At 48.9% G+C, this 26,531-nt stretch carries 24 protein-coding genes and 1 pseudogene; 10 read left to right on the plus strand and 15 right to left on the minus strand.

What is annotated here, in order from left to right:
- Positions 1–40: 40 nt before the first annotated feature.
- The 4 genes from argS to speE all read right to left on the minus strand — a co-directional run bounded on the left by argS (position 41) and on the right by speE (position 3,977).
- Positions 41–1,711: an arginine--tRNA ligase gene (gene argS / locus I8U21_RS03350; protein WP_181731261.1), complete on the minus strand. Its 1,671-nt coding sequence runs from the start codon at positions 1,709–1,711 to the stop codon at positions 41–43.
- A complete protein-coding gene (locus I8U21_RS03355) occupies positions 1,698–2,138 on the minus strand; it encodes a YwiB family protein (protein WP_198053275.1) in 441 nt (146 codons plus the stop codon). Before I8U21_RS03355 ends, argS begins: the two co-directional genes overlap by 14 nt.
- 125 nt (positions 2,139–2,263) lie before the next feature.
- Positions 2,264–3,136, minus strand: coding sequence for an agmatinase (gene speB, locus I8U21_RS03360; RefSeq protein WP_198053276.1), 873 nt, complete (start codon positions 3,134–3,136; stop codon positions 2,264–2,266).
- A complete protein-coding gene (gene speE / locus I8U21_RS03365; RefSeq protein WP_181731610.1) occupies positions 3,126–3,977 on the minus strand; it encodes a polyamine aminopropyltransferase in 852 nt (283 codons plus the stop codon). The genes speB and speE overlap by 11 nt, the downstream gene beginning before the upstream one ends.
- Positions 3,978–4,170: 193 nt before the next feature.
- Here speE and I8U21_RS03370 point away from each other — a divergent pair, with 193 nt between their 5' ends.
- The gene (locus tag I8U21_RS03370) at positions 4,171–6,216 is read left to right on the plus strand and encodes a transglycosylase domain-containing protein (RefSeq protein WP_198053277.1); all 2,046 of its coding nucleotides are present in this window, start codon (positions 4,171–4,173) and stop codon (positions 6,214–6,216) included.
- Between the two features lie 42 nt (positions 6,217–6,258).
- On the opposite strand, the gene I8U21_RS03375 is transcribed toward I8U21_RS03370, so the two are convergent.
- The 5 genes from I8U21_RS03375 to I8U21_RS03395 form a co-directional block, all read right to left on the minus strand.
- A complete protein-coding gene (locus tag I8U21_RS03375; protein WP_181731257.1) occupies positions 6,259–6,489 on the minus strand; it encodes a hypothetical protein in 231 nt (76 codons plus the stop codon).
- Between the two features lie 190 nt (positions 6,490–6,679).
- The gene (locus I8U21_RS03380) at positions 6,680–7,180 is read right to left on the minus strand and encodes a YwhD family protein (RefSeq protein ID WP_181731256.1); all 501 of its coding nucleotides are present in this window, start codon (positions 7,178–7,180) and stop codon (positions 6,680–6,682) included.
- 18 nt (positions 7,181–7,198) lie between these two features.
- The gene (locus I8U21_RS03385; RefSeq protein ID WP_181821602.1) at positions 7,199–9,250 is read right to left on the minus strand and encodes a sensor histidine kinase; all 2,052 of its coding nucleotides are present in this window, start codon (positions 9,248–9,250) and stop codon (positions 7,199–7,201) included.
- A gap of 312 nt (positions 9,251–9,562) precedes the next feature.
- Positions 9,563–10,129: a hypothetical protein gene (locus I8U21_RS03390; protein WP_198053278.1), complete on the minus strand. Its 567-nt coding sequence runs from the start codon at positions 10,127–10,129 to the stop codon at positions 9,563–9,565.
- 201 nt (positions 10,130–10,330) lie between these two features.
- Entirely contained in the window at positions 10,331–11,080 is a 750-nt protein-coding gene (locus I8U21_RS03395; RefSeq protein WP_181731253.1) for a YheC/YheD family protein, read from the minus strand.
- 289 nt (positions 11,081–11,369) lie between these two features.
- Between I8U21_RS03395 and yycF the strand changes: the two genes are divergently transcribed.
- From yycF to I8U21_RS03420, 5 genes are all read left to right on the plus strand, one after another.
- The gene (gene yycF, locus I8U21_RS03400; RefSeq protein ID WP_232333916.1) at positions 11,370–12,083 is read left to right on the plus strand and encodes a response regulator YycF; all 714 of its coding nucleotides are present in this window, start codon (positions 11,370–11,372) and stop codon (positions 12,081–12,083) included.
- Positions 12,084–12,655: 572 nt separating this feature from the next.
- Positions 12,656–13,912: an ATP-binding protein gene (locus I8U21_RS03405; protein ID WP_370527022.1), complete on the plus strand. Its 1,257-nt coding sequence runs from the start codon at positions 12,656–12,658 to the stop codon at positions 13,910–13,912.
- A complete protein-coding gene (locus I8U21_RS03410) occupies positions 13,905–15,284 on the plus strand; it encodes a YycH family regulatory protein (protein WP_198053280.1) in 1,380 nt (459 codons plus the stop codon). Before I8U21_RS03405 ends, I8U21_RS03410 begins: the two co-directional genes overlap by 8 nt.
- Before the next feature lie 15 nt (positions 15,285–15,299).
- Positions 15,300–16,076, plus strand: a complete 777-nt coding sequence (yycI, locus tag I8U21_RS03415) for a two-component system regulatory protein YycI (RefSeq protein ID WP_198053281.1) — start codon at positions 15,300–15,302, stop codon at positions 16,074–16,076.
- 3 nt (positions 16,077–16,079) lie between these two features.
- A complete protein-coding gene (locus tag I8U21_RS03420) occupies positions 16,080–16,871 on the plus strand; it encodes an MBL fold metallo-hydrolase (RefSeq protein WP_181731248.1) in 792 nt (263 codons plus the stop codon).
- Positions 16,872–16,909: 38 nt separating this feature from the next.
- On the opposite strand, the gene I8U21_RS03425 is transcribed toward I8U21_RS03420, so the two are convergent.
- Positions 16,910–17,164, minus strand: coding sequence for a hypothetical protein (locus I8U21_RS03425; protein ID WP_181731247.1), 255 nt, complete (start codon positions 17,162–17,164; stop codon positions 16,910–16,912).
- A 172-nt stretch (positions 17,165–17,336) separates the two neighbouring features.
- Positions 17,337–18,704: a hypothetical protein gene (locus I8U21_RS03430; RefSeq protein ID WP_181731246.1), complete on the minus strand. Its 1,368-nt coding sequence runs from the start codon at positions 18,702–18,704 to the stop codon at positions 17,337–17,339.
- A gap of 122 nt (positions 18,705–18,826) precedes the next feature.
- On the opposite strand from I8U21_RS03430, the gene I8U21_RS03435 reads away from it, so the two are divergent.
- The 4 genes and pseudogenes from I8U21_RS03435 (at position 18,827) to I8U21_RS03450 (ending at position 21,118) form a co-directional block, all read left to right on the plus strand.
- Positions 18,827–20,017 (plus strand): S1C family serine protease, encoded by a 1,191-nt coding sequence (locus I8U21_RS03435; RefSeq protein ID WP_198053282.1) that lies wholly within the window; start codon positions 18,827–18,829, stop codon positions 20,015–20,017.
- 71 nt (positions 20,018–20,088) lie between these two features.
- The gene (locus I8U21_RS03440) at positions 20,089–20,286 is read left to right on the plus strand and encodes a CxxH/CxxC protein (protein WP_181731244.1); all 198 of its coding nucleotides are present in this window, start codon (positions 20,089–20,091) and stop codon (positions 20,284–20,286) included.
- Complete coding sequence (gene rlmH, locus I8U21_RS03445; RefSeq protein ID WP_181731243.1) at positions 20,283–20,762, plus strand: 23S rRNA (pseudouridine(1915)-N(3))-methyltransferase RlmH; 480 nt, start codon at positions 20,283–20,285, stop codon at positions 20,760–20,762. The genes I8U21_RS03440 and rlmH overlap by 4 nt, the downstream gene beginning before the upstream one ends.
- A gap of 40 nt (positions 20,763–20,802) precedes the next feature.
- Positions 20,803–21,118, plus strand: a pseudogene (locus I8U21_RS03450) (VOC family protein).
- Positions 21,119–21,216: 98 nt separating this feature from the next.
- On the opposite strand, the gene I8U21_RS03455 reads toward I8U21_RS03450, so the two are convergent.
- The 4 genes from I8U21_RS03455 to I8U21_RS03470 form a co-directional block, all read right to left on the minus strand.
- A complete protein-coding gene (locus tag I8U21_RS03455) occupies positions 21,217–22,503 on the minus strand; it encodes an adenylosuccinate synthase (RefSeq protein ID WP_198053283.1) in 1,287 nt (428 codons plus the stop codon).
- Between the two features lie 115 nt (positions 22,504–22,618).
- The gene (gene dnaB / locus I8U21_RS03460; RefSeq protein WP_181731241.1) at positions 22,619–23,968 is read right to left on the minus strand and encodes a replicative DNA helicase; all 1,350 of its coding nucleotides are present in this window, start codon (positions 23,966–23,968) and stop codon (positions 22,619–22,621) included.
- A 54-nt stretch (positions 23,969–24,022) separates the two neighbouring features.
- Entirely contained in the window at positions 24,023–24,469 is a 447-nt protein-coding gene (rplI, locus tag I8U21_RS03465; RefSeq protein ID WP_181731240.1) for a 50S ribosomal protein L9, read from the minus strand.
- On the minus strand, positions 24,466–26,442 hold the full coding sequence (locus I8U21_RS03470; RefSeq protein ID WP_181731239.1) for a DHH family phosphoesterase: 1,977 nt from the start codon (positions 26,440–26,442) through the stop codon (positions 24,466–24,468). The genes rplI and I8U21_RS03470 overlap by 4 nt, the downstream gene beginning before the upstream one ends.
- Positions 26,443–26,531: the final 89 nt, after the last annotated feature.

Genomic DNA, 26,531 nt, shown 5'->3' on the forward strand with positions numbered 1-26,531 from the left:
AAAAAGCCAGAAGGGATTCCCCCCTCTAGCTAGTATAACATTACATTTGCTCCGGTGCGTCCACTGCGATCAAATTTAATCCGTTCCGGATCACTTGGGCGATTCCTTGAAGCAAAGCCAGTCTCGCCCGCGACAGGTTGACATCATCACTGATGACGCGATGGGCGTTGTAATAGCGATGGAAGTCGGAAGCCAACTCATACAGATAACGAACCAACTTGTGGGGAGCCAGCTGCACGGCCGAGGAAGCAATCTCGCCCGGGAAACTTCCCAATTTCTCCAACAAGTCGTATTCCTGTTCCTCCCGGAGCAATTTCAAATCTTCGCGGTCTCTGGAAGGAGTGATGCCTTTTGCCTCCGCCTGGCGAAACACGCTCATCATCCGGGCATGGGCATATTGGACATAATAAACCGGGTTTTCATTGGACTTGGAAACCGCCAAATCCATGTCAAAATCCAAATGCGTGTCCGGACTTCTCATGACAAAGAAATACCGGGCGGCGTCCGTTCCCACTTCTTCCATCAAATCGACGAGGGTCACGGCTTTGCCGGTCCGTTTGGACATCTTGACCAGTTCGCCGTTTTGGTACAATTTCACCATTTGCGTAATCACGATTTCCAGTTGATCCGGGTTATACCCCAAGGAAGCCAGCGCCGCTTTCATCCGGGCGATATAGCCATGGTGGTCGGCTCCCCAAACATTGATCAACCGGTCGAATCCCCGGTGGAATTTATTGCGGTGATAAGCGATATCCGGGGTTAAATACGTGTAAGAGCCGTCTTTTTTGATCAGAACACGGTCTTTGTCATCCCCGAATTCAGTGGATTTCAGCCACAAAGCCCCGTCCTTTTCATAGGTGTAACCCCGTTCCTTCAATGCCTTCAGGGTTTCTTCCACGGCTCCTGATTCATAAAGCGAGGTTTCGCTGAACCAGACATCAAATTTCACACGGTATCGGGCCAAATCTTCCCGGATTTTGTCAAGCAGGCGCTTTTTCCCGTATTCACGCAATTTTTGGATCCGTTCTTCCCGGTCGATCTTTAACAGACGGTCGCCCTCTTGTTCCACCAGCTCTTTTGCCAGGTCGATAATGTCCTGCCCGCGATAACCGTTTTCCGGGAAGGAAACGGGCTGCCCCAGCTGTTCCAGATAACGGGCTTCCAGCGACAACGCCAACATGTGGATTTGGTTCCCGGCATCATTGATGTAATATTCACGGGTGACATCATATCCGGCAGCTTCCAACAGGTTACACAAGGCATCGCCCACCGCCGAGCCTCTGGCATGGCCCAGATGAAGGGAACCGGTCGGGTTGGCGGAACAAAACTCGACATTCACTTTTTCGTTCTTCCCGGCCGGGGAATATCCGTATTTTTCTTTTTGGCGGTCGATCTCATCCAGCACATCGACCAAAAAGCTGCGGTCCAGGAAGAAATTGATAAATCCGGGGCCCGCAATCTCGATTTTTTCAATGTGATTTTTCTCTTTGTCCAAGTGTTCCACAATTTTTGCCGCGATTTCACGTGGATTTCTGCGTGCCACTTTGGTCAGTTGCATGGCAAGGTTGGTGGCCCAATCCCCGTGCTCTTTTTCCCTCGGCACTTCGAGCAGTATCTCCGGAATCTCTTTTTCCTCAGCCAGTCCGGCCTGCATCACCGCTTGTTTCAGTTCCTGTTTCAACTTCTCTTTTTTCTGCTCAAGCAGACTCATTCCATGATCCTCCCATCCACCGTAAACTCAACTGGTATTTTCCTAAATTTTGTTGACCCATATGTAATAAAAAGGAAAAATCAATCCATCCTTCCTGCCCTTTAAGCTTCCGCTCATACGTCAACGTGGTGACTTCCATTTCCGTGATTCCGGCAGGTGTGTGAACCATGCTTCCCAACGTCTTCCCCGGTTCGTAATTTTGCCGGTAGGAAACGGCGCCTTGCCGGATGATCGTGACCTTTTCCGGCATGGACTTGACAGAGGTTTTCACTTCCTCACGGGTTCCGCTGTTTTCCTCATATTTCAGGACCCACTCTCCGTTTTCCTTTTCTTGAAAGCGGCCGCTCACTTCTTGTTTGATCACATCCGGTTCCTGGTCCGGTTCCGATTGAATGACCGATTCAATGTAGATCTTGACCGGAATCATCATCCTGCCCCTTTCTGTCTAATATTAGTATCTTATCACTGGTTTTTGCCGTTTGCCAATCTTGAGGGCGCCATATGAAAAAAACCCCCTTGATCAGGGGGAAACGGCACCGGACGTGACGTTTTTTACTTAACAAAACCGAGCAGCATTTCACGGACCAGTTTTGCCGCCAAAATGGGGGTTTGCTCACTGTGATCGTAGCAAGGCGCCACTTCGACCAAATCGGCCCCGACCACACGCACTTCCGAGCGGGCGATCGCATGGATGGCCTGCAACATTTCCCGCGTCGTGATTCCCCCCGGTTCGGGTGTTCCTGTACCCGGAGCGTGCGCAGGGTCCAACGCATCGATGTCGATGGTGACATAAACCGGACGCCCTTTGAGTTCAGGCAGGCATTGTTTCAACGGCTCCACCACATCAAACGGATAAAAATGAATTCCGGCTTCACCGGTATACATCACTTCTTCTTTGGTCATGGAGCGGATGCCGAACTGATAAAGATTTTCGCCTCCGATCCGCTCGGCGATTTTGCGCAAAGGGGTGGCATGGGAATAAATTTCCCCTTCATAATCGGTCCGCAAATCGGCATGGGCATCAATATGGATCACGGCCAGATCGGGATAAGCCCGGTAAACTTCCTCCACCACCGGCCAGGTCACCAGATGTTCCCCTCCCAGTCCCAAGGGGAATTTCCCGGCATCCAGGACTTTTCTCACGAACTGCCTGATACACTGCAAGCTTTTTTCCGCATTCCCGAACGGAAGGGGAATGTCCCCCGCATCAAAATAAGTCACTTCCGACAACTCACGTTGTAAATAGTGGCTGTATTCCTCATGGACCAAAGAGCTTTCCCGGATCCGGGCCGGTCCGAAGCGGGAACCCGGGCGAAAGCTGACGGTCCAGTCCATCGGCATGCCGTAAATCACGGCCTGAGCCCGGTCAAAATCATCGTCGGCTCCGATAAACACGTTTCCGGAATATTTCTCGTCAAAGCGCATCGTTTTCCTCCCCATCCTCTAACAGCTCCTCAACAAACCGTGGCAAATCGAACAAAGCATGGTGCATCTTCGGATGATAATAACGGGTGTCCAGATCGCGAATGGACTGTTCATCCACATCGAGCGGATCATATTTTTTGGACCCGATGGTAAAGCTCCACAACCCGCTGGGATAGGTGGGAATGCTGGCCGTATAAAGGCGGGCGATCGGGAACGTTTGGGAAATGTCCCGGAACACCTGACGGATCAGCGGCCGGTTAAACCACGGGGATTCCGTTTGCGCGACCATGATCCCGTCTTCTTTCAAAGCTTCGTAAATCCCTTCGTAAAACGGTTTTTGGAACAGACCCACGGCCGGCCCGACCGGTTCGGTGGAATCCACAATAATCACATCATATTTTCCTTTATTCTCCTGAATATGGCGCACGCCGTCCGTCACTTGGATGTCCACCCTCTCATCGCTCAACTTGCCGGCAATTTGCGGGAAATATTTTTTGGCGGTTTCAATCACTTTTCCGTCGATCTCAGCCAACACCACTTTTTCGACGGAAGGATGGCGCAAAACTTCGCGAACGACGCCGCCATCCCCGCCACCGACAATCAAAACGTGTTTCGGCTCCGGATGCGTATTCATGGCCACATGGCTGATCATTTCATGATAAACAAATTCATCGCGGTCAGTGGTCATCACCATTCCGTCCAAAACCAGCATCTTGCCGAATTCAATGGTATCTATGACATCCAACGATTGATACTCTGATTTGTCGTGATATAAGGTTTGCTTAATTTTTGTGGTAATTCCGTGGTTTTTGGTTTGTTTTTCCGTATACCACAATTCCATGTCCATCTTCCATCCAATCTCCTTTCATCCTGTCCACACTGACCAAATCCATAACATACTAAGAATAATGCATGTTTTCAGTGGTTACAATCATTTTTCCCGGGAAATACAAACATAATTTTTTCAGGTATATTTTTCCTGAAGGCTCCGCATAATACCCTTTGTCAACTTGTTGGAAGGAAGGAGCCTATTTGTGAAAAAACAGGATTTCCCAACCGGTGTCCAACCCGGGCATGTCCCCCGCCTGGCAAAAATCATCCTGCGTCTTGCACACATGGTCAAATTGGCATTCATCAGCATCATCCTTTTTTCCCTTTTCTGCGGGCTTGCTTTGCTTTACCTGAAAGGGCGCCCGCTCCCTCCTCCCGATACATACGCCAGTTCCATGATGCTGGATGACCGGGGAAGGGTGATCGGCTCATTGGATCACGGGGAACCCCGGGACATCATCCGTTTGAATCAACTTCCCAAATCGTTGATCCATGCCACCTTGGCGGCCGAGGACAAAGATTTTTACCGCCATCACGGATTTTCCGTTTCCGGAATTGCGCGGGCCGTTTTTGCCAACTTAAAAGCGGGCGGGGTGGTGCAAGGGGCCAGCACCATCACCCAGCAATTGGCCCGAAACCTTTATTTGACGCATGACCGGACTTGGACCCGGAAACTGAAAGAAGCGATCTATACTTTGCAATTGGAGTTGCATTACACAAAAGATGAAATCCTGGAACTGTATTTCAATGAGATCTATTACGGCCACGGGGCTTACGGAATCGGACGGGCTTCCAAAATGTATTTCAACAAAAAGCCGGAAGAACTGAGTTTGGCTGAATCCGCCCTTTTGGCAGGAATTCCCCGCGGGCCTTATTATTATTCCCCTTACCGCCATCTCAACCGGGCCAAAAAGCGGCAACATCACATCCTGGATCTCATGGTGAAAAACCGGTTCATCTCTCCGGAAGAGGCCGAAGCTGCCAAGAACCAGGCCATCAGCATGCATCCCTTGTCCCGGTCCAAGCCGGCCAAAGCCAGTTATTTCCGCGATTACATCATCCAAACCGCGGTCACCCGGTACGGACTGGACGAATCGCTGGTCCGGAGCGGCGGGCTTAAAATCTACACCACCTTGAATACAGACATGCAAAAAGCGGCGGAAAAAGCGGTGCAACAGCATACCCGGGATGACAAAGATCTGCAAGGCGCCCTGATCTCCGTGGATCCGGTCACCGGTCACATCAAAGCCATGGTGGGCGGAAAGGATTATCAACAATCTCAATACAACCGGGTTTTTGCCCGCAGACAACCCGGATCGTCTTTCAAACCGGTCGTCTATTTAAGTGCATTGGAAAACGGCTTTACGCCCCTGTCCAAAATCATGAGCCGTCCCACCATCTTTCAATTTGGCGAAGACACTTACACGCCCCGCAATTTTCATCAGCACTATGCGAACCGGCTGATTACGCTGAGAGAGGCGATTGCCCGTTCGGATAATGTTTATGCCGTCGGGACACTGGCCAAAATCGGCACCGCCCCGGTGATCGAAACCGCCCGCCGGCTCGGGATTAAAAGCCCGATTCAAGCGACTCCTTCGCTGGCCTTGGGAAGCTATCCCGTTTCCCCGTTTGAAATGGCACAAGCATACGCCACCTTGGCAGCCGGCGGTGTCAAAAAACCGCTGATCGGGATCACCAAAATCGTAGATCCGTTTGGCCGGGTTCTGGTTGAAGAAAAGACGGAACCCGAGCGGGTGGCTTCCCCGGCACACACTTTTGTGCTGACCAAACTTTTGGAAAATGTGTTGAAACCGGGAGGCACCGGTTACCGGGCGGGGCATCTTTTCCATCAGCCCGCGGCAGGAAAAACCGGAACCACCGATTGGGACGGATGGTTGTCCGGATACACACCGAATTTGGTCACAACAGTGTGGGTGGGGTATGACCAAGGAAAAAAACTGCCTTACCACAAAGCACGTCTCGCCCAAAACATTTGGGCCGAATACATGAATAAGGCAACCGGAAAACAACCGGCCCGCATCTTCACCATGCCGCCCGGCGTGAAGGTTGTCTATGTAAATCCGGAAGAAGGGAAAATCGCCGCCCCCGGATGCATGGGAAAACAAGCCTATCTGGAGTATTTTGTGGCCGGCACCGAACCGGTCGTGTCCTGCACTCCGTCTCATATCCCCCGGAAGAAAAAGCCTTCCATGCTGGAACGTTTCCTCCGCTGGTGGAAAAACGGATGAAAAAACACCCCGGCTTTACGGATGCCGGGGTGTTCCCGTTTTTTAGCAATCCTGGCTTCCTCCCACATTTCCCTCTCCATCGGTAAACAAACCGTCATTGTAAATGGTGATCATCCCTGCCGATTCCAATTCTTGCATCACTTGGAACATGCTTTGTCTTTTGTGTTCCGGTAAGGACCGGACATACAGGTTGATTTGTTGCTTGGGGACATTGGTCCGGTAATGGACTCCCCCGTGTTTGGCAAAAAGATCGACCGAATTGAAATCACGCATGAAAAAACGCCTCCTTTGCCCTTTATGTTGAGCCAAAGGAGGCGAAAATATCATCCGTTTCCAAATAAAAAACAGCGAGCGGATATGCTCGCCATTTCCGTGTCCTAGCAAAAGATTCCGAAACCACAAATCAAGTGTACCCCTGCCCGTCAACCCGGGCAAGATATATGTTGATTTGTTCACGAACCGTTCACTTTTTGGACAATTGTTCTTTCAACTCATCTCCACTGTTTTCCCACATTTCCTCATTATGCCGGATCAAAAATTCCTTCAGGGCTTGTTTTTCCCGCCCGCCCAACTCATTGATTTTGATTTTGCGCTTCAGGGCATCATCCATCCGGTTCACATGAAAGGCCAGATTTTTCCATCCTTTCCGTTTTTCCCGGTCAATGCGCATCGGACAAGCGGCCACACCTGCATAGTAAGGCCCTTTTTCATTCCGGTCGGTGGCCACCCAGACGACCCAATAATCCTTTCCTTCCGGAACTTCTTCCGGATCGGCCGTAAATTTGATGCCGCGCTCCACCGTACTTTTGGCATGAAGAAGCCCCAAATCGATTTTTACTTCATCCCCGTCAATCAGAAGTGAGGACAAATTGTTGAGATTCAAAGTTCCGGTATAGTAACTGCCGTGGATGCTGCTGGATTTGTTACCGAGAATCTGAAATTGCGTCTTTTTTTTGTCTGCCATTCTTCATCCTCCTTCCTTTTATTTTACAGCACGTTCAACCCGATGGGCAAAATCGGTTTTCTTCTTTTCAGATAACCCTTTTCTTTCCGCCCCGTTTTCTTCTTTCAGCCGCTTATGACCGGTGATCGGGCTTACCTTTGCTTCCTCCTTCCATTTCAAGGCGATGGTGCGCTCCGCTTTTTGCATCATGTCGGCAATTTTCCGGGACACTTCCGGACTGATCGGCACTTTTTTCCCACCGGCCGCCGGCTTCTGTAACACGGCCACTTCCCCTTGTTTTTTCTCCTCTTTTCCCGGTTCCGCCTTTTGAACGGGAACGACGTTGCCTTGCGGTGCCCCCGGATCAGGATCCGCCTGCAGATGGTGTTCTCCTTCATCGGTTTCCTGACACATGCTTGTTTGTTTCAGCGGCAGATAAATCTGGAAAGTGGTTCCCCGACCCGGACGGCTGTTCACCGTGATTTGCCCGCCATGCTCTGACACGATGCGCTGACAAATGGAAAGCCCCATGCCGGTTCCATCGCCCTTGGTGGTGAAAAAAGGATCGAAAATCCGGGAGAAATCTTCCGGGTTGATTCCGTTTCCATTATCTTTGACAGTGATGAGGACATACCGGTTTACCTGCTTCCATCCCACTTCCACCCTTCCTTTTTCGTTCAGGGCTTCCAACCCGTTTTGGATCAGGTTGATCAAAACTTGCTTGATTTGTTCGGGATCCGCCTCAATCTCCATGTCTTTCTCCGGCGGATCTTGTTTCAATTCATGCCCCATCAACAACGATTTGGGCTCCAATAAACTCAACACGTCACTCATCAACTGATTCAAGGAAAAGCGCGTCACTTGTTTCGGTTTGGATTCACTCAGGTTCAAAAACTGCTTCAAAAGATCATTGATCCGGTCAATCTCCGGCAAAATGATGGACTCCCATTTTTTCACGGCTTCCGATTCCGCCGCCGAAATCTGCACAAATCCCCGGATCGACGTCAACGGATTGCGGATTTCATGCGCCAGCCCCGCAGCCAGTTGGCCTACCGCCGACAATTTTTCCATGTGCCTTCTTTGCTCTTCCTCTTTGTGGCGAATCCGGTTTTGTTCAATCCGCAACCGTTCCTCAGCCAACCGGATCAATTCCCCTCCGGAGCTGGCTTCCCGCGGATAACTGGCAAACCCGACGCAATATTGGATGATGCTTTGCTCGGTGCGGATACCGGCCATGATCACTTCAATGGTCTCCAAAAGGCGACGCAACACCGATTCATCCCCCATTAATCCGATCGCATACTGATCCCCGTCATAGCGGGCCAGCTTGGCTGAAGGAGGAAGATGTTTTTTCAGTTGGCGGGCAATCTGCACGAGAATGCGGTCGCCCGTCTCGATGCCTTCTTCAATGTTGATTTGCCTGAACGAATTCAAATCGATGCAAATCACGTGATACGCCGTTTCCGGCCAAAATCGCGACAAGCTGCGGATTACTTGCTCCTGAAAACCGTGAAAGTTATACAGTCCCGTGAGCGAATCCCGGAGGTATGTCTCGTCCAGTTCCCGCTGGAAATCCCGGAGCCGCTGATTCGCCTCATTCTTTTGATCAACAAGGAAACGGATTTTTTCTCTTTGTTTTTGCAATTCAAAAAATATATCCCGTACATGATTTGCCATCCAGGAGACCCAAATAAATAAAAGCCCGTGGCTGATCAGCTCAATGATCATCAACCGGTTCCAAACCGTCAACGCCGAGATGACCAAATACACAGACAAAAAGGCAACCGCCACTTTATAGCTTTTTTCCTCATTGGACCGAAACAGGACGTATCCCAATACAATCAGGTAAACGGTTAAAATCGGGATGGATAAAGTAAATAAATCCAACAATGCAATGCTCAGCAAAACGGAAGCCATATATCCGTAGCGCGGAAACCGTTCCATCGTTTTTTTCGGGATCAACAACAAAACGATCAACAACCCCGTGACCAATCCGACACTGATCCAATGCAAAAAGGGATAGGCCGAAAACAATTTTTGGATTTCATAATAGAAAAAACCCTTTTCTGCCAGTGCATAATAATCCAACACGATGATTCGCACTCCCTTAGTTGCTATATTTTGTCAAAATTCATTCTTTATCTACATCCACTGCATTTATACATCGTTGATTTCTTCCACTTGCAAATAAAATAATCCTTCAAACCTTGTTTTATTCGACAAAAATTTTCAAACTTCGATCCTCTGCGCGAAATCCAACCAAATAAAATAGAGCCCGCACTCAACAGTAAACGGACTCTTTCATTCCTTCTGCCTGAATTTCCTCCACACTGTCATTCCTCTTTTTCCCATGATGTCGTTCATCTTTGTGTGCATTTTATCTTTCCGTCAGCAAACCGTCTGTCATCCCAGATAGTTGACCAAATGGCTGAATCCTTTGGTGGCTTTATCCTTCCCCTCTGCATCCCCTTCGGTCGGATACGGTTCTTCCATCGCGATCTGTTCCCTTTTGAGCAGGGTCAATTTTTGCGTTTCGTCCGGATAAGGGCGGTACATGCCTTGCGCTTCGTGGGCTTCCATGCCGCCGTAAGGGACTTGTCCCATCATGCGTTGCGGATAGTGCGGTTGTTCATTCAGCAATGTATGAACCACCGTTTCCTTCAAAATGTTTTTGATTTCCTCACTGCGGTAACCGCTTTCCAGTCCTTTGATCCATTGATAAACCGGACCGTCTTCCGGGGTGAACGTGACATTCCGCTGGGTGGGAACGTACTCGCTTCTTTTTTGGATTTGCTCTTTCAGCTGTCTTGCATCACAAATGGATTGCAACGGGAAATAGTTGTTTCTCAAATAAGACTGAATGCAGTATTTGACCAACATCGGGAATTGGCCTTTCGGCAAAATTTCGTACCAATAACGAACCAACCGGTCCTTTTTCCCCAGATATACGCCAACCGTAATGGAAGACATAAATACACCTCCAAAAAATCGTTAAAAAATTTTAAATACCTAGAATTAATATTAATGGTAACAGGTGTTATACAAGAACGTCAACGGGAAGACTTTGTCGAAACATGTTATATATTTTCGAAAACGAAAAAAACATGCTTTGCGCATGTACAAATCATTTAACCCACAATGGTTGGCGTGATAATTTTTCTTCTTAAATTTTTAAACGATCAAAGCATGGTTTTTCAAAATTCGACGGTACATCCGGGAATTGTTCAAAGAACGGAACATTTTAAAGTCCGGCCGGGTGTTGACTTCAAAAATCCAGATCCGCAAATCTTTATCCACCCCCAGATCAATACCCAACTCTTTCAAGCCGGGGAAAGCCGCGTTTAATGTACGGGCCGTCTCTTTGGAAAGCGCTTGGATCTCATTCATTAAATGCATCGTCCGGCCCGGATTGCCCGCCACCTGAAACAGGGCATGTTTTGCTTCCACCGGCAATCCTCCCTTGCAATGGTTGGTGACAATCTTGCCGGGAGCGGCCACTTTGGCGCAAACCCCGGTGATGTGCCAACGATGAAAAGGTTTTTGCAAATGAACCCGCAAATCAAACGGGCGTCCGCTGATTTCCCCCAGGTCGATTCCCTGTTGGATGATGTAGTTTTTTTCGGGGTGCATGCATTGGTTTAAATAATGAAAAAGCTTCCCGATCTCAATCACTTTTTGGCGGTTCAAGGTGCGGATCTCAATTTTCCCCCAACCTCTTTTTAACAACCGGACTGCCCCCGCGCCGCCTCCTCCTTTATCCGGTTTGACAAACAAAGAAGTATGGCGGGTCAGCATCCGGACCAGGTTCCGGGGACTGAAACGTCTTGTTTCCGGAATGTAGGGCCGGATCCGGTGATTTGTCATCAGGACCATGGTCTTTAAACTTTTGCTGGCAACTTGCTGATACGGCAATGGTTTCAATGGCGCTCCCCCCTTTTTTTGTATCCTATTCCAAAGAAAGGCGCCCGGATCAGGAATGAAAAGCCCAATTTCCGTAACGCCCGTCTCCGGGAGATTTTTTAAGGTTCCGTGGATTTCCATCTTTTCGTCTGTCTTCTCTGAATTCCGATGTTAAAATAAGACATAAAAACAAATTGTACACATGAAGGCAATTGTGGGACAATGGTTTTAACTTTTTTCTGTTTTGTTCACTGAAACCAGAGAATGACCATAAATTCTCCGATTCCTGAAAACCTTGGGAGGGATGGGCTTGAGCGCCAAAATTTATGTCGTCGAAGATGAAAAACCGATTGCAGACATCATCCAGTTCAATTTGGAAAAAGAAGGATACAGCGTGGAATGCATTCATGATGGCAGTGAAGCCATTCAAAAAGCGTTGTCCTCACCTCCGGATCTCATGCTTTTGGATCTGATGCTGCCGGGTGCCGACGGCATTGAAGTTTGCCGGCAGGTGCGGCAGCGTTACCAATTTCCCATCATCATGCTCACCGCCAAAGATTCGGAATTGGATAAAGTGCTCGGACTGGAAATGGGCGCGGATGATTATGTCACCAAGCCTTTCAGCAACCGGGAACTTTTAGCCCGGATCAAAGCCAATTTGCGGCGGACGCAAACGTTGAAACAGGCAAATGCCGAAGAAGAAAAGAATGGCACATTAAACGTCGGGGACATTTCGATTGACCCCAACAGCTTTGTCGTCACCAAAAAAGGGCAAACCGTGGATTTGACCCATCGGGAATTTGAGTTGCTCCTTTACCTGACCAAACATGTCAATCAGGTTTTGACCCGGGAGCATCTTTTGCAATCCGTGTGGGGATATGATTACTTCGGGGATGTACGCACGGTGGATGTGACAATCCGGCGGTTGCGGGAAAAAATTGAAGATGATCCGGGTGCTCCCAAATATATCATCACGCGCCGCGGGATCGGTTACACGATCCGGGATCCTTATTCGAAACAGTAGCCGGGTGATGGATGTTGAAGAGATGGAAACAACTTGCAAACAGTATCCAGTGGAAACTGGTCGTGATCTATTTGTTGATGATCATCATGGCCATGCAGCTGATCGGGGTCTATTTCTTCCGTCAGCTGGAAAATCATTTTACGAGCAGTTTAAATCAGACCTTGCGCACCCAAGCCGAGGTCTTAAAGAAAATGGGCGTCACGGAAGAATTGGCGAAAGGACAAAATGACGAAGAGCGTTCCAATCACCTGAACACGTTGCTTGGCAAACTGGCTCCGTCATTGAAACAATCCGACATCACCATTCACATCATTGACGAAAACAACTTTATCATCGCTTCGACGGAGCCCAACCAATCCAAACTGAAAAAGCGGCCGTTCACCTACAATCTGCCCCAACAGCCCACGGAAGTGTTGAAACGCACCAACCCGGCCACAAACCAGGATTATCAATTCTACACCGAACGCCTGTCCCATGCCGGCAACTATGTGGGAATGATTTATGTTGAGGCACCTTTAAAACAAACTTACGAAAACATCAAAGACATCAGTGTGATCCTGGTGCAGATCACCATGGTCTCGCTGGTGGTCACTTGCGTTTTGATTGTCATTCTGGCCCGCACCATCACCTCTCCGGTGAAAGAGATCACCGAACAAGCCACTTTGATGGCGGCGGGGGATTTTGACCGGAAAGTGGACGTCCGCAGTCACGACGAGATCGGGCAACTGGCTCATGCCTTCAATCATTTGGCAGCTCATCTCAGAAATGCCCTTGCTGAAAAAGAAGAAGAAAAAGAGAAGCTGGAATCGGTCCTTTCCAACATGAGCGACGGGGTGATCGCTTTTGACAGCACGGGAAAAGTGATTGTGAAAAACGAGTGTGCGGAAAAACTGCTGGATCGTCCGATTCCGATCGGGGAAAAAATCGACCGAATTCTCCCGCTTGATCAACCCCTGGACAAACCGCTCGCCCAAGAGTGGCAAACTTATTTGGAGATCCGTCAGCAGGATTCGGAAGATCCCGTGATTTTGCGGGCCACGTTCACCCCGGTCAAGCTGAAGGGAGAAAACGTGTACGGCACGGTGACCGTTTTGGGGGACGTCACCGAGCAAAAAAGGCTGGATCAGCAACGAAAAGATTTTGTGGCCAATGTTTCACACGAGCTGAGGACACCCTTGACCACAATCAAAAGTTATTTGGAAGCACTGGAAGACGGAGCGGTGGAGGAGCCCGAACTTGCCCGCCGCTTCTTGAAAGTGTCCCTGCAGGAAGCCGACCGGATGACGCGTCTGATTCAGGATCTGTTGCACCTTTCCCATTTGGATTCCAGAAAGGCGACCTTTAACAAACAGTCCATTTCGTTGGAACCTTTGCTTGAGGAAGTGGCCGACCGTTTCCGTTTTCAATGCGAAGAAAAAAACATTTCTTTCACTTTGTCCGTTCACCCGCCGGTTCCCAACGTCTACGCCGATAGGGACAAACTGAATCAGGTTTTGGACAATCTCGTCTCCAATGCCGTGAAATATACGCCGGACGGGGGATCGGTTGCCCTGGTGCTGCAAACCAACCGCCAAGGAATGGTGGAAGTCGGCGTGGCCGACACGGGGATCGGGATTCCCAAAAAAGACCTGGGAAGAATTTTTGAACGGTTTTATCGCGTGGACAAAGCGCGCTCCCGAAGCATGGGGGGAACGGGATTGGGACTGGCCATCGCCCAAGAGATCGTTCGTCATCACGAAGGCGAAATCGAGATCGACAGTGTTTACCAGAAAGGGACTTTAGTCACCTTTACCTTGCCCCCTGTCACAGGAGGGAAAAACGATGAGTGAAAAATGGGTGGAGCACATCAAAACGGGACTTCTCATTGCCCTGGTCCTCGCCAGCTTCCTTTTGACCGGCTTGTTGTGGTTGAATCAACCCGGGGAAAAGCGGACCTACAATCCGCTCGATGCTTACACCATCAACCCGATTTACGACGAAAAATACAACGACCGGAAAATTTACCAACTGGCTGCTCCCAACCAAATGATCGTCCACCAAAAGGGAGCCCATTTTTGGTTGCTGCCGGAGGAAGCCGATTATGAACAATTATTGAGATCAATGCAATCCATGTCCGTCAGTGACATGGAAAAAATGGGGAAGGTGAGCCCGGACACATGGAAAAACATGTTCACCCGGTTTCCGGGGGTCGAACTATATTTTCCGGATGAGGTTTCCCTGGAGCAGGCCGACCTCTTTTTCCAGGAGTCTTTGTCCCAGCATTATCCCATGTCGTACCTTTCTTCGGTGAGCCGGATCTGGTTCTTTTCCAACCCGGAAAAAAAGCAAAACTTTGTCTGGTTTATTTCCGATCAAGACCAGCAAATCATCCAGGCCAAAACGGACATCGACTTGGAAAACCTGCTTTCAAAGCTGAAACATCCGTCATCCCCGTCTCTTGAGGCGGTGCCTTCAACCGGAAAAGCACCGTGGGATCCGGCCAATCAAGACGAACCTTTTCCGCGGATGTTTTACCTTCCCACCCGGCCGGTCTCTCTGAGCGAAAAAACCTATCAATTGGAAGACATCTCTGCGGATGCGATGATTGACTGGTTATTTAAAGATCCCGAGGTTCGCCCGATCCCGATCAATAAAAATGAAGATCTGTACATGTATGACGAACAAATGATGACCGTCAACAAAAACAACCGGTTCATGGTCTACAGCGAAGCCGTGGAAGAATCCCCCGGAGAAATCCAGCCGGTGGAACAACGGTTGTCGGCTGTGAACAACTTTGTGCAACGGCCGCATGGATGGACCGGCAATTATCTGCTCGATCAGGTGGATGACAAAGAGAATGCTTTCAGTGAATTCACCTTCCGTCTTTACATGAACGGCTACCCGGTTTATTGGAAAGACAGGAATTTTATTCACCCGGATGAAATCAAATTGCAAACCAATCCGGTGGAAAATGCCGTCAATGTCAACAAATACGAGCGTTCTCTCTTTTATCTCACAGGAGAACCGCAACAAAAACAGGCAGCCTTGCCGGATAAAGAGACCCTGATCAAACAACTGTCCAAGCATAACCTTTCCCTTTCCAACGTAAAACGGATCCATCCGGGGTATCAGGCTGTCACAACCAACCAACAAGTCCGGTTGACCCCCGTCTGGGTGGTCAAAACCACATCCGGACAGCAAGTATGGATTAGTTCTCCATGACAGGGAGGAACCCAAATGGATTGGAGTCGGGCCAAAAGTATCCTGATCGCCACCTTTTTTATACTCGATCTTTTTCTCGGCTTGCAATTGAGCCAAATGATGCAAACACAATCCAAAATCATCCGCGAAGACCAAATCAACCGCAAACAGATTGAGCAGTTGCTGGATCAGGTCCATGTAAACGCCAGGTTGGACCAACTGGAAAAAAAAGATTATCCCGGGCAACTGACGGTGTATAAAGCGATGATTTCCGAATTGGGGAACCCTTGGGTCAAAGAAAAACAAGGAAGCTACATCCAGACCTTTTCCCCGGGGCTTCCGTTTCAAAATGAACAAGATTTAACGCGGATTTTAAATCAACAAATTCCGTTTTTTCAGGACTTCCGTTACTTCAAAGCATTTTCATCGGACAAAAAACGCGTCTATGTTCAAGTGGTGGATCAGATCCCGCTTTTCAATGGAAAAGTGGAAGTCCATTTAAACGGAAAACAAATTGAAGCAATTCGTGTGTTGCATTTTAATCACTTGGAAAAGCTGTCTTCAGTCTCCGCGGTCAATCTGCGCACGGCTTTGTACCGCCTGATCACCAATTGGGAGTTTAACAACAATACAACAATTAATGACGCAAACATCGCTTACCGGTCCAAACTGTACAACAGCGTCAACAACGAACATATCCTGCTTCCCTATTGGTACTTTGAGGTGGGATCGGATTATCTCCTCATTCAGGCAAACAACCGCGGACAAAATGAAGGGGTTGAAAAAATACCAATAAAGCAAGGGAACGAATGAATCATGAAATTCAGTGTACTCGCAAGCGGAAGTACAGGCAATGCCTTGTATATCGAGTCGGAACAAACCAGGATTCTGGTGGATGCCGGAATCAGCGCCAAACAATTGACCCGGCGCCTGCAACAACTGGACGTTGACCCGTCGACCATCCAGGCGATTTTTGTCACCCATGAACACATCGATCATGTGAAAGGCTTGGGCGTGTTGGCACGCCGCCTGCAAATTCCCGTTTATATGAACGAACCGACCTGGCGACATTTGCCGTCCAGTGTGGGCGAAATTCCGGAGCCTTTAAAAAATGTGATGGAAACAGGAGCGTCTTTGGAATTTAAAGATCTGCTCATCGAATCCATCCCGGTATCCCACGATGCGGCCGAACCCGTGGGATACCAGATTCACCACGGCAAGGAAAAGCTGGCAACCGTCACGGATCTGGGTTATGTCAGCTCCCGCATCATCGACTTCTTGCAAGGCGTGGATACCTTGATTTGGGAAAGCAATCACGATGTGGAAATGCTCCGGATGGGTTCTTATCCTTGGAATGTCAAACGGCGCATTTTAAGCGACACCGGCCATTTATCCAACGAAGACGCCGGAGAAGCGTTGGCGGAAATTTTAAAGGGGATGGGGGAAAATGTTTATCTCGCTCATCTGAGCAAAGATAACAATTTGAGTGAACTGGCCCATCTGACCGTAAAAAATATTCTGGAAGAGACCGGACTTAAAACCGGCCGGGATGTCCATTTGTGGACAACCTACGATGATCGTCCCACGCCTTTACGGGAAGTGAAATAAGCGCAACAAAACAGGGCAGCCATTCACCGGCTGCCCTTTTATTCTTCGGTCGGCTTTTGTTCCAGGGGATACAGATCTTTTGCCAATTCCATATCTATTTTCATCGCCATATGAGCAATTTCTTCTTTTTGCAGTAAATCTTTTTCAATCAGCAAATCCATCATCGCGGATAACAGCACACTTTGCTGGTAAAAGCTTAATTTCAATTCTGCCAACTGGCCTGCCAAGTCCAATTTGTCAACCGAATCCAACGAGCCTGAAAATTTTGCCCGTTTGGGTCTGTGTTGATCCATATTCTCAACTCCTAATCTGTCCTGGCATATTTACTTTTTCTATTCATCTCCTCTTTTTTCCTATTTTATATAGTCAAAGTAAGAAAATTGTGACCAGGAAGTGAATGTTCCTAAAGAGCTTTGTGTCATACAAAAAACCCCATCCTCATACCGATGGGGTCAAAGGATCTCCTTAAGGCCGGACGGCATACAACACGCGCTTTCCGGGATGCTCGGTCACCGTCCATATCTGATCGCGCTTTAGCCAGTAATACAAATCTTCCGGTCCGATCCCCGCAACACGGGAAGAAGGTACATTCCCCGGGGTTCCTTTGTACAATTTTCCGTTGCTGGTCTCTCCGGCACTGGTCATCGCATACCAATTGCCGTTTAACGCCAGGGCCCCTTGTGCATGGGCTTTGGGCAGGCGATATGCTTCACTCGCATAAACTTTCCCGTCCTCCGCCGTTTTCAGTTGCCCGGTCGAAGCATCGAGCGGCCATCTTGCCACCCGCCCGTATAATGTACGGTCCTCTTCCGGATTGGGGGGATTGCAATATTCACCGGTAATCAGCGAATCAGGCACGGTGCTGCGATCCAATCCGACAAAACTGAAGCGGGGTGGACCCGAAGGTTCGCAAGTGTCTCCGGTTTGGTCCCCGGAAACCGTCCAGGCACCGACCTGCGGCATCACATACCGGTAACCGTGGCCGTAATAAACCCCGTTTTGCCGCCCGATTAAATCTTTGTTGGAGGTATTGCCGTTTGAACTGGCCCCCAAATCAAACACATACCTCATGTCAAAAACGCGAAACCCTTTTTTCGTATCCACGACATACAAATAGTTGCCATACCAGACGATCCCGCCGGCATGAATTTTCACCGCCCGGTAACTCGGATTTCCATACGAGTTGGTGTAAGGTTCCACCAGCAGGACATGCCGGTATTTTCCCGTATCCGTATCGAGAAAACTGATCCGGACCCCTTTTTGGGAATGGTACCAGCTGACCAAAACCGCCTGTTTGCTTCCCCAATAATCATCGGCTTGGGCATCGCCCGTACCCGTCACCCCTTGCGGATACCATTCGGACGTCTGATTGTCCCCGCTGTTGAAGCACCAGTTGTCCAGAACGCCCGACACTTGGTTCAGTGCCGGGGAACTGCATCCCCGCGTTGCCTCCCGGTTGGCCTCATCCAGCAATTTTTGAATGCCGCTTTTTTGGAGCTCCCCTTCCAGCTTGCTCACCTCACCGGGCAAATTCGTCGCGGTGCGGGTGAGAACAAACGGTTTCGTGCTGACGGGAGCCATCGGTTCCTCTTCGGAAAATGCGGGCGGAACTGGGAACCCGCAAACCAAAACCAGCGAAAGGAGCCACACTGTGACAGCCCGACGGAAAAACCGTTGGTTTTTAATATCCAAACACTCTCCTTCACTTTTGGAATGTTTTTTGATCTTTACAAATCTATTCCATTCATTCCGGTTGTTTTCCTCTTTGATTTTGGCAATTTCCCCGGTACGGGAGGAAACCGGATGTTCCCAGATTTGATTGATCTTTTTCACATGAACTACACACAAGTCCGGTAGAATGAAAACAGAAACACCACGAAGCACAGGAAAATCTTGCAAACTTCCGTTTAAAAAAAAGAACATTTTGGGTATATTAACTTGCAGGAGGGAACGCCATGGGATTTTATGATGAACCCGATGTTCAAAATCCGCCGCCGAAAAAGCAATTTTCCCCGTCGACCATATGGGTTCCGCTCGTTTCGGCCATCATCGGCGGGCTTGTTGCATTGTTCTTGGCTCCTTTTTTGATGGAAAAAGGAATCATTCCTGAGCCTTCCAAACAACAGGAACCTTTATTTGGCGACTCCAAAACAGCCAGTTACCGCGTCAATTCCGAGGTGACGGAAGCCGTCAACAAAGTGGGGCCGGCTGTTGTATCCGTGATTAATTTAAAAACTTCGGGAGATTTCTTCAGTACCGAACAAGTGCAACAAGGAACCGGATCCGGAATCATTTTTAAAAAAGCCAACGGCAAAGCGCTCATTGTGACCAACAACCATGTCATTGAAGGCGGATCCAGCTTTAAAGTCAACATCTCCAGCGAAGACGGCGAGCATCATGAAGTGGATGCCAAACTGCTCGGCAGCGACCAATATACGGATCTTGCCGTTTTGGAGATTGATGATAAATATGTCACCAAAGTGGCCGAGTTCGGCAACTCCGATTCGCTGAAAGCCGGGGAACCCGCCATTGCCATCGGCAATCCGCTGGGACTCGGACGCTCCATCACCGTCGGGGTGATCAGTTCCCCGAAACGGACGATTGAAGTCAGCTCAAACATGGCGACCGATGTCATTCAAACGGATGCCGCCATCAATCCGGGAAACAGCGGCGGCGCTCTGGTCAATGTGGCCGGCCAGGTGATCGGAATCAACACATTGAAAATTTCCGACCAGGGCGTGGAAGGACTGGGATTTGCCATCCCCGTCAGTGAAGCCCGCCCGGTCATTGAAAGCTTGGTCAAAGACGGTAAAGTCCAACGCCCTTATTTGGGACTCAGTCTGATCGACCTCTCCAACCTTCCGGTTTATGTCCTTGAGGAATTGAGATTGCCCGGTTCCGTGCGTGAAGGCGTGGCCGTGGCCGAAGTGGTTTCAGGCAGCCCCGCCGATCAGGCCGGACTTCAGCCGCGGGATGTGATCATCGCTTTGGATGGGCAGGAAATCTCAAGCAGTTCGGAGCTTCGGAAGTATCTGTACACGAAAAAAGAGATTCATCAAAAAGTGGACGTCACTTACTACCGAAACGGCGAAAAACAAACCACATCCATTGTCTTGGGGGAAGCCCCGAAATCATTCCAATCATGATGTTAAAATGAAACGGGTGAAATGCTCGTTTCATTTTTCATTTCATCCGACGGTTGAAAGGAGGAAAGGTTTTGGACGGAGAAAAAATCGTCTGGTATGCTTGTGAAGAGCACGCAGAAATCGTCATGGAAGATTTCATCGATACTTACCAAGCCCCGCCGGTCATGGAACCCTGCGACACGCAACAAGCCGGGGCACAATGCAAATGGTGCGGGGAAAAACCGAAATACCAGTTTGAAATTCACACCCAAAAGCAGGAGATCTTATGAAAATTCAAATCATCACAGTGGGAAAGTTGAAAGAAAAATACTTGCAACAAGCTTGCAAAGAATACTTGAAACGATTAACCCCCTATGCCAAAACGGAAATCATTGAAGTGGCGGAAGAAAAAGCGAGCGATCCGGTCCATCCGGCACAAAAAGAGCAAATTTTGGAGAAGGAAGGGCAACGGATCTTGCGCCACTGTCCGCCGGATGCCTTTCTCATCGCACTGGCCATCGAAGGAAAAGCTTTTACATCCACCGAATTCGCCCGGAAACTGGATCAGCTGGCCACATACAGAAAAAGCCATATCGTTTTTTTGATCGGAGGCTCTTACGGCTTATCTCCCAAGGTGCTCAAACAATCGGATTTGTCTCTTTCTTTTTCAAAGATGACTTTTCCCCATCAGCTGATTCGTGTTTTTTTGCTGGAACAAATCTATCGGGCCTTTAAAATCAACCGGGGAGAAGCCTATCATAAATAAACAAAAGATAAATTTAAAGACATATGGAAAGAGGGATGGCATGAAAATCAATCATCTCAATTTAACCGTTCATGATGTGGATGAAACACGAGAGTTTTTAGAAACTTATTTTGAATGAAATGTGTGAATCGGCGCGGAAATCCATTTGCAGTGTTGTTTGATGATGACCAATTTGTCCTCACATTGATGAAAGAAAAAGAGATTCGGCATCCAAAAACGTTTCATATCGGGTTTCCGCCAGGGAAAAAGCGGACCAAATCCATCAACGCTTGAAAAATGACAATTATGAAGTGACTGCTCCCGTTGAATCCCACGGATACACTTTCTATGTAAAAGCGCCGGGCGGGTTAAAATAGAAATCATATCAGAATAAAATACAAGAAAAAACAAAAAGGACATTACACATGTAATGTCCTTAATTGTTCCATATGCCTGTCTTCACAAAGACCCGTCTTTAAGCATAAACCGGACGGACTTGAACTGTTTGATCCCTGCCCGGTCCCACTGAAAAAGTAGTCACCGGAATGCCGGTCAATTGGGACACCCGTTCGATGTAATGCCGGGTTTCCTCCGGCAGTTCATGAATGCTGCGAACGCCGGTGATGTCTTGTTTCCATCCGGGCAATTCTTCGTAGACCGGTTTGCATCTTTCCAGAAGGGACAAATTGGCCGGGTAATTTTCAATCCGTTTGCCGTCCACTTCATAGGCGACACAAATTTTGACCGTATCCAGCCCGGTTAACACATCGAGTGAATTCAAAGACAAGCCCGTGATGCCGCTGACCCGGCGGGCATGCCGGACCACGACGGAGTCAAACCATCCGACCCGTCTCGGCCGGCCGGTGGTGGTTCCGTATTCCCGCCCGATTTCGCGAATTTGGTCACCGATTTCATCATGCAATTCCGTCGGGAAGGGTCCGTCTCCGACCCGCGTCGTGTAAGATTTCGCAACCCCGATGACATGATGGATTTTGGTCGGTCCGACTCCGGACCCGATGCAAACGCCTCCGGCTACCGGATTGGAGGAAGTGACAAACGGGTAAGTTCCTTGGTCGATATCGAGCATGACCCCTTGCGCCCCTTCGAACAATACCCGTTTTCCTTGATCGATCGCATCGTTTAACACCACCGAGGTGTCGGTGACATATTGACGGAGACGTTCGGCGCAGGCCAGATACGACTCATAAATTTCCTCAAATGTAAATCCATCCGTTTGATAAATCTGTTCCAACAAGCGGTTTTTCTCTTCCAAATTTCTTTTCAATTTCTGTTTAAATTGTTCCGGATCCAGCAAATCGCTGATGCGGATTCCCACCCGTGCAGCTTTGTCCATATACGCCGGTCCGATTCCTTTTCCGGTGGTTCCGATTTTTTCGTTCCCTTTCAGTTTCTCGCTCGCCAGATCCAACCGCAGATGATAAGGCATGATCACATGGGCACGGTCAGAGATTCTGAGATTATCGGTCGAAACACCATGTTGGTGTAAATAATCCAGTTCTTCGACAAGCGCCTGGGGATGAATCACCATCCCGTTTCCAAGTACACAGATTTTTTCTTTGTAAAAAATCCCGGAGGGAATCAGGTGCAATTTATAGCGGGTTCCGTCGAACACAATGGTGTGCCCCGCGTTGTTTCCACCTTGATAACGGGCAACGACTTCCGCTTTTTCCGCGAGATAGTCGGTGATCTTCCCTTTTCCTTCATCTCCCCATTGGGTACCTACGACAACCACTGTAGACATCTTATCGTTCCTCCTGAAACGAGGTTTTGCTATCGCTTTAGCACAAGCCCATTTTATCAGTATCCTGTAAAAAGAGTCAAACAAAAATCGAACATTAATAAAGAAAAAATAAATATTATTCGGGAATTGGCGTTCTGTTCATCTCCAAGCTTAAAAACTTGTTATAGTTCTTCAAAAACAAGAGCTCCACTTTTCCGACCGGGCCATTCCGCTGTTTGCCGATGATCAGCTCCGCGATGTTTTGTTTTTCGGATTCCTCGTTGTAGTAATCATCGCGATACAAAAAGGTCACCACATCGGCATCCTGCTCAATCGATCCGGATTCCCGGAGGTCCGATAACATCGGCCTTTTATCCTGGCGTTGTTCCACGGCACGGGATAATTGCGACAAAGCGATCACCGGCACATCAAACTCGCGGGCCAACAACTTCAAGGACCGGGAAATCTCCGAAATTTCCTGTTGGCGGCTGTCTCCGCCACGGCCGGAAATCAGTTGCAGATAGTCGATTACCACAAGCCCCAAACCGTGTTCGGCTTTTAACCGCCGGAGTTTCGCCCGGATATCATACACCGTCACTCCCGGCGTATCATCAATAAAAATCGGTGCTTCGCTCAGCGTGCTCATCGCCATCGTTAGTTTTTCCCAATCTTCCTCATTCAAATTACCGGTCCGAAACGCCTGGGCATCGATATTCCCTTCCGCCGCCAACATCCGGGTCACCAGTTGGGAAGCCGACATCTCCAGGCTGAAAATCGCCACGGTTTTTCCGCTTCGCACCCCCACATTTTGTGCCAGGTTCAGTGCAAATGCCGTTTTTCCCATACTGGGACGCGCCGCCAGAATGATCAGCTCCGAACCTTTCAGCCCGGAAGTCATCCGGTCAAAATCGACAAAACCGGTCGGAATCCCGCTGATCCCGCCCTTGTTGAAATGTAGCGTCTCAATCTGTTCATAGGATTCCATCAAGGCATCGTGGATGGAAACAAAATCCTCCCCACGAACCGTCCGCTGTGAAATCTCCAAAATCTTTCTCTCTGCTTCATTCAAAATTTGAGTCAATTCGGCTTGTCCCGAGTAACCGGATGCGGCAATTTGTGTGGCGGTGCGAATCAACCGCCGCAAAATGGCCTTTTCTTCCACGATTTTGGCGTAATACTCCACATTCGCCGCAGTGGGCACGGCATTGGCCAATTCGTTCAAATAAGGAACGCCGCCGATTTCATCGAGCAGCTTCCGGTCATTCAATTCAGCCGTTAACGTCACCAAGTCAACCGGTTCACCTTTTTCGTCCAGTTCATTCATCACTTGAAACAGTTTTTGATGAGCCTGGCGATAAAAGTCCCCCGGCTTTAATCGCTCATTTACAGTTGTTAACACAGAGGGGTCCAGTAAAACCGCTCCCAACACGGCTTGTTCCGCTTCATGGTTGTGAGGGGGGAGCCGGTCCGCGAAAAGATCACTCATGATACATCCCTCCGATCCATAAAAAAGCACTCCAGATCAGTGGAGTGCTTCCGCTCATTCTTCAACCACATGCACGGCAAGGGTCGCCGTCACTTCCGGATGAAGTTTCACGGGAACTTTCGTGACTCCAAGTGAACGGATGGGCTGGTCCAATTGAATCTTTCTCTTATCCACATTTATTTGATGCTGTTTCTTCAATGTCTCGCTGATTTGTTTGGAAGTGATGGAACCGAAAGTTCTTCCGTCTTTCCCCAATTTCATGGAGAAAGAAACCTTCATCTTGTTCAGCTTTTCTGCCAAAGCCTCTGCCTCTTTCCGTTCTTCCTCTTTACGCCTTTGTTCTCTTTGTTTTTGGTCCTTCAATGCATTCATATTTCCCTGGGTGGCCGCCACCGCCATTTTCCGCGGAATCAGGAAATTTCGGGCGTACCCTTCTGCAACCTCTTTGACTTCCCCTTTTTTCCCGGTACCTTTCACATCTTTCAACAAGATTACTTTCATCGGTTCACTCCCCCACTCTCTAAGGTTTCATTCAATACATCCAGCAACTTTTCTTTCGCTTCCGCCAAAGAGACTTGTTCCAGTTGGGAAGCCGCATTGGTCATATGGCCCCCGCCCCCCATTTTCTCCATGACCACCTGGACATTGATTTCTCCTTGAGACCGTGCACTGATGGAAACCAATCCGTCTTCTCTTTTGCCGATCACAAATGAAGCGCGGATTCCCTGCATATTGAGCAAAGTATCCGCCGCTTGGGCAATCAGCAATTGATGGTATTCCTCATCTTCCTTCCCGAGCGCCACGGCAATGTTGTCAAAATAAATTTCGGTGTTTTTTATAATCTCCGCCCTTTTCACATAATGCCCCAAATCCTCCTTGAGCAAAGACTGCACCATCATCAAGTCCGCCCCGTGGCGCCGCAAAAACGAAGCCGCTTCAAAAGTGCGGGACCCGGCACGAAAAGCAAAATTTTTCGTATCCACCACAATCCCGGACAACAAAGCAGTCGCTTCCAGTGTATCCATGGGCAGGCGGCCGTCTTGGTATTGCAAAAGCTCCGTCACCAATTCACAAGTGGAAGAAGCATAGGGTTCCAAATACACCAGCACCGGATCCGAAACAAAATCTTCCCCCCGCCGGTGATGATCGATGACCACGACCCGCTTGGCCTTATCCAACAAACGGGGTTCCATCACGAGCGAAGGTTTATGCGTATCCACCAGAATCAACAACGTGTCCGGATCATCCAGCCAATGCATTGCTTTTTCGGGAGAAATCAAATGGTCTTTCAGGTACTCATGATTTTTCAAGGCCATCAACAAGCGCTGAATGGACAGGTTGTCTTCATCCTCATCCAATACGATCGCCGCTTCACAATCATGGAGGGTGGCAAATTTGACCACACCGACGGCCGCTCCGAGCACATCCATATCCGGGCGCTTATGTCCCATCACCAGAACCCGTTTGCTGTCGCGAAACAAATTGCTCATGGCATGGGAAATCACCCTGGCCCGGACACGGGTCCGTTTTTCAACCGCATTGGTCTTTCCACCGTAAAAGGTAATCTGTTCGCCCGCATGGACAGCTGCCTGGTCGCCTCCCCGCGCCAGCGTGATGTCCAACGCCGCTTGTGCGTTTTGGACTCTTTCCGCCATGGTTTGGCCAACACTGGCTGCCCCAATGCTCAGCGTAATCGGAATTTTATTTTGACGGGTCATTTCCCGGACAACATCCAAAATTCCAAAACGGGATTTCATCAACTTCTCCAAGGATTTTTGTTGAGTGACAAAGAACATTTTATCTGTTTCAATTCGTTTGAGGGCGATATCATATTCCAGTGCCCATTTTGAGATCGCACTTGTCACGTTGGACAACAGCAAGGTGCTTTCCTGATCCGTCAAACCTTGACCGGCTTCATCAAAGTTATCCAAATGAATAAATCCCAAAACGGCCCTGTCATCATGCAACTGCTTTTTCAAACGGCTCAACTCGGTGATATCCCAGAAAAAGTACAGCCGTTCTTCCGACTGGGGAGTGACTTGATAAATATGCTCCCCCAACTCCATGGTAAAGCTCCCCTCTTTTTCCGAAGCATGTTGTTTCAAGGAGGGAAGCACCTCACCGATTTCCTTGCCCACCATCCGGTCAAGCCCTGTCATGCGCTCGACAAAGGTGTTATGCCACTCAATTTTTCCGTCCCGGTCATAAAGCAGGATCCCGAGCGGCAACTCGTCCACCGCCGTCTGTCCCGCATTCTTCACCCGGTTTCCAAGCGTCAGCACATACTCGGTAAAATCCTTGCGAAAGGCACGCTCGGCCCGGTACAAGACCCATGCCAACACTGTAAAAAAAACGAGACCGATCACTCCATAAATCCATTTGTACGTCGATAACAGCGCAATCAAAATCAGGCTGAAACACATGGCAAAAACCATGTGATAGCCATGCCATCTTTGTATCACAAACTTCGGCATCCTATACACCCTCAAACTATCCGATGCATCACAATATGCAACCGTTTCTCCTTCTTATTTTACCCTAGTTGGCACAAGGAGCAACTCCC

The organism is Thermoactinomyces sp. CICC 23799, assembly GCF_016055145.1.
GTDB lineage: Bacteria > Bacillota > Bacilli > Thermoactinomycetales > Thermoactinomycetaceae > Thermoactinomyces > Thermoactinomyces intermedius.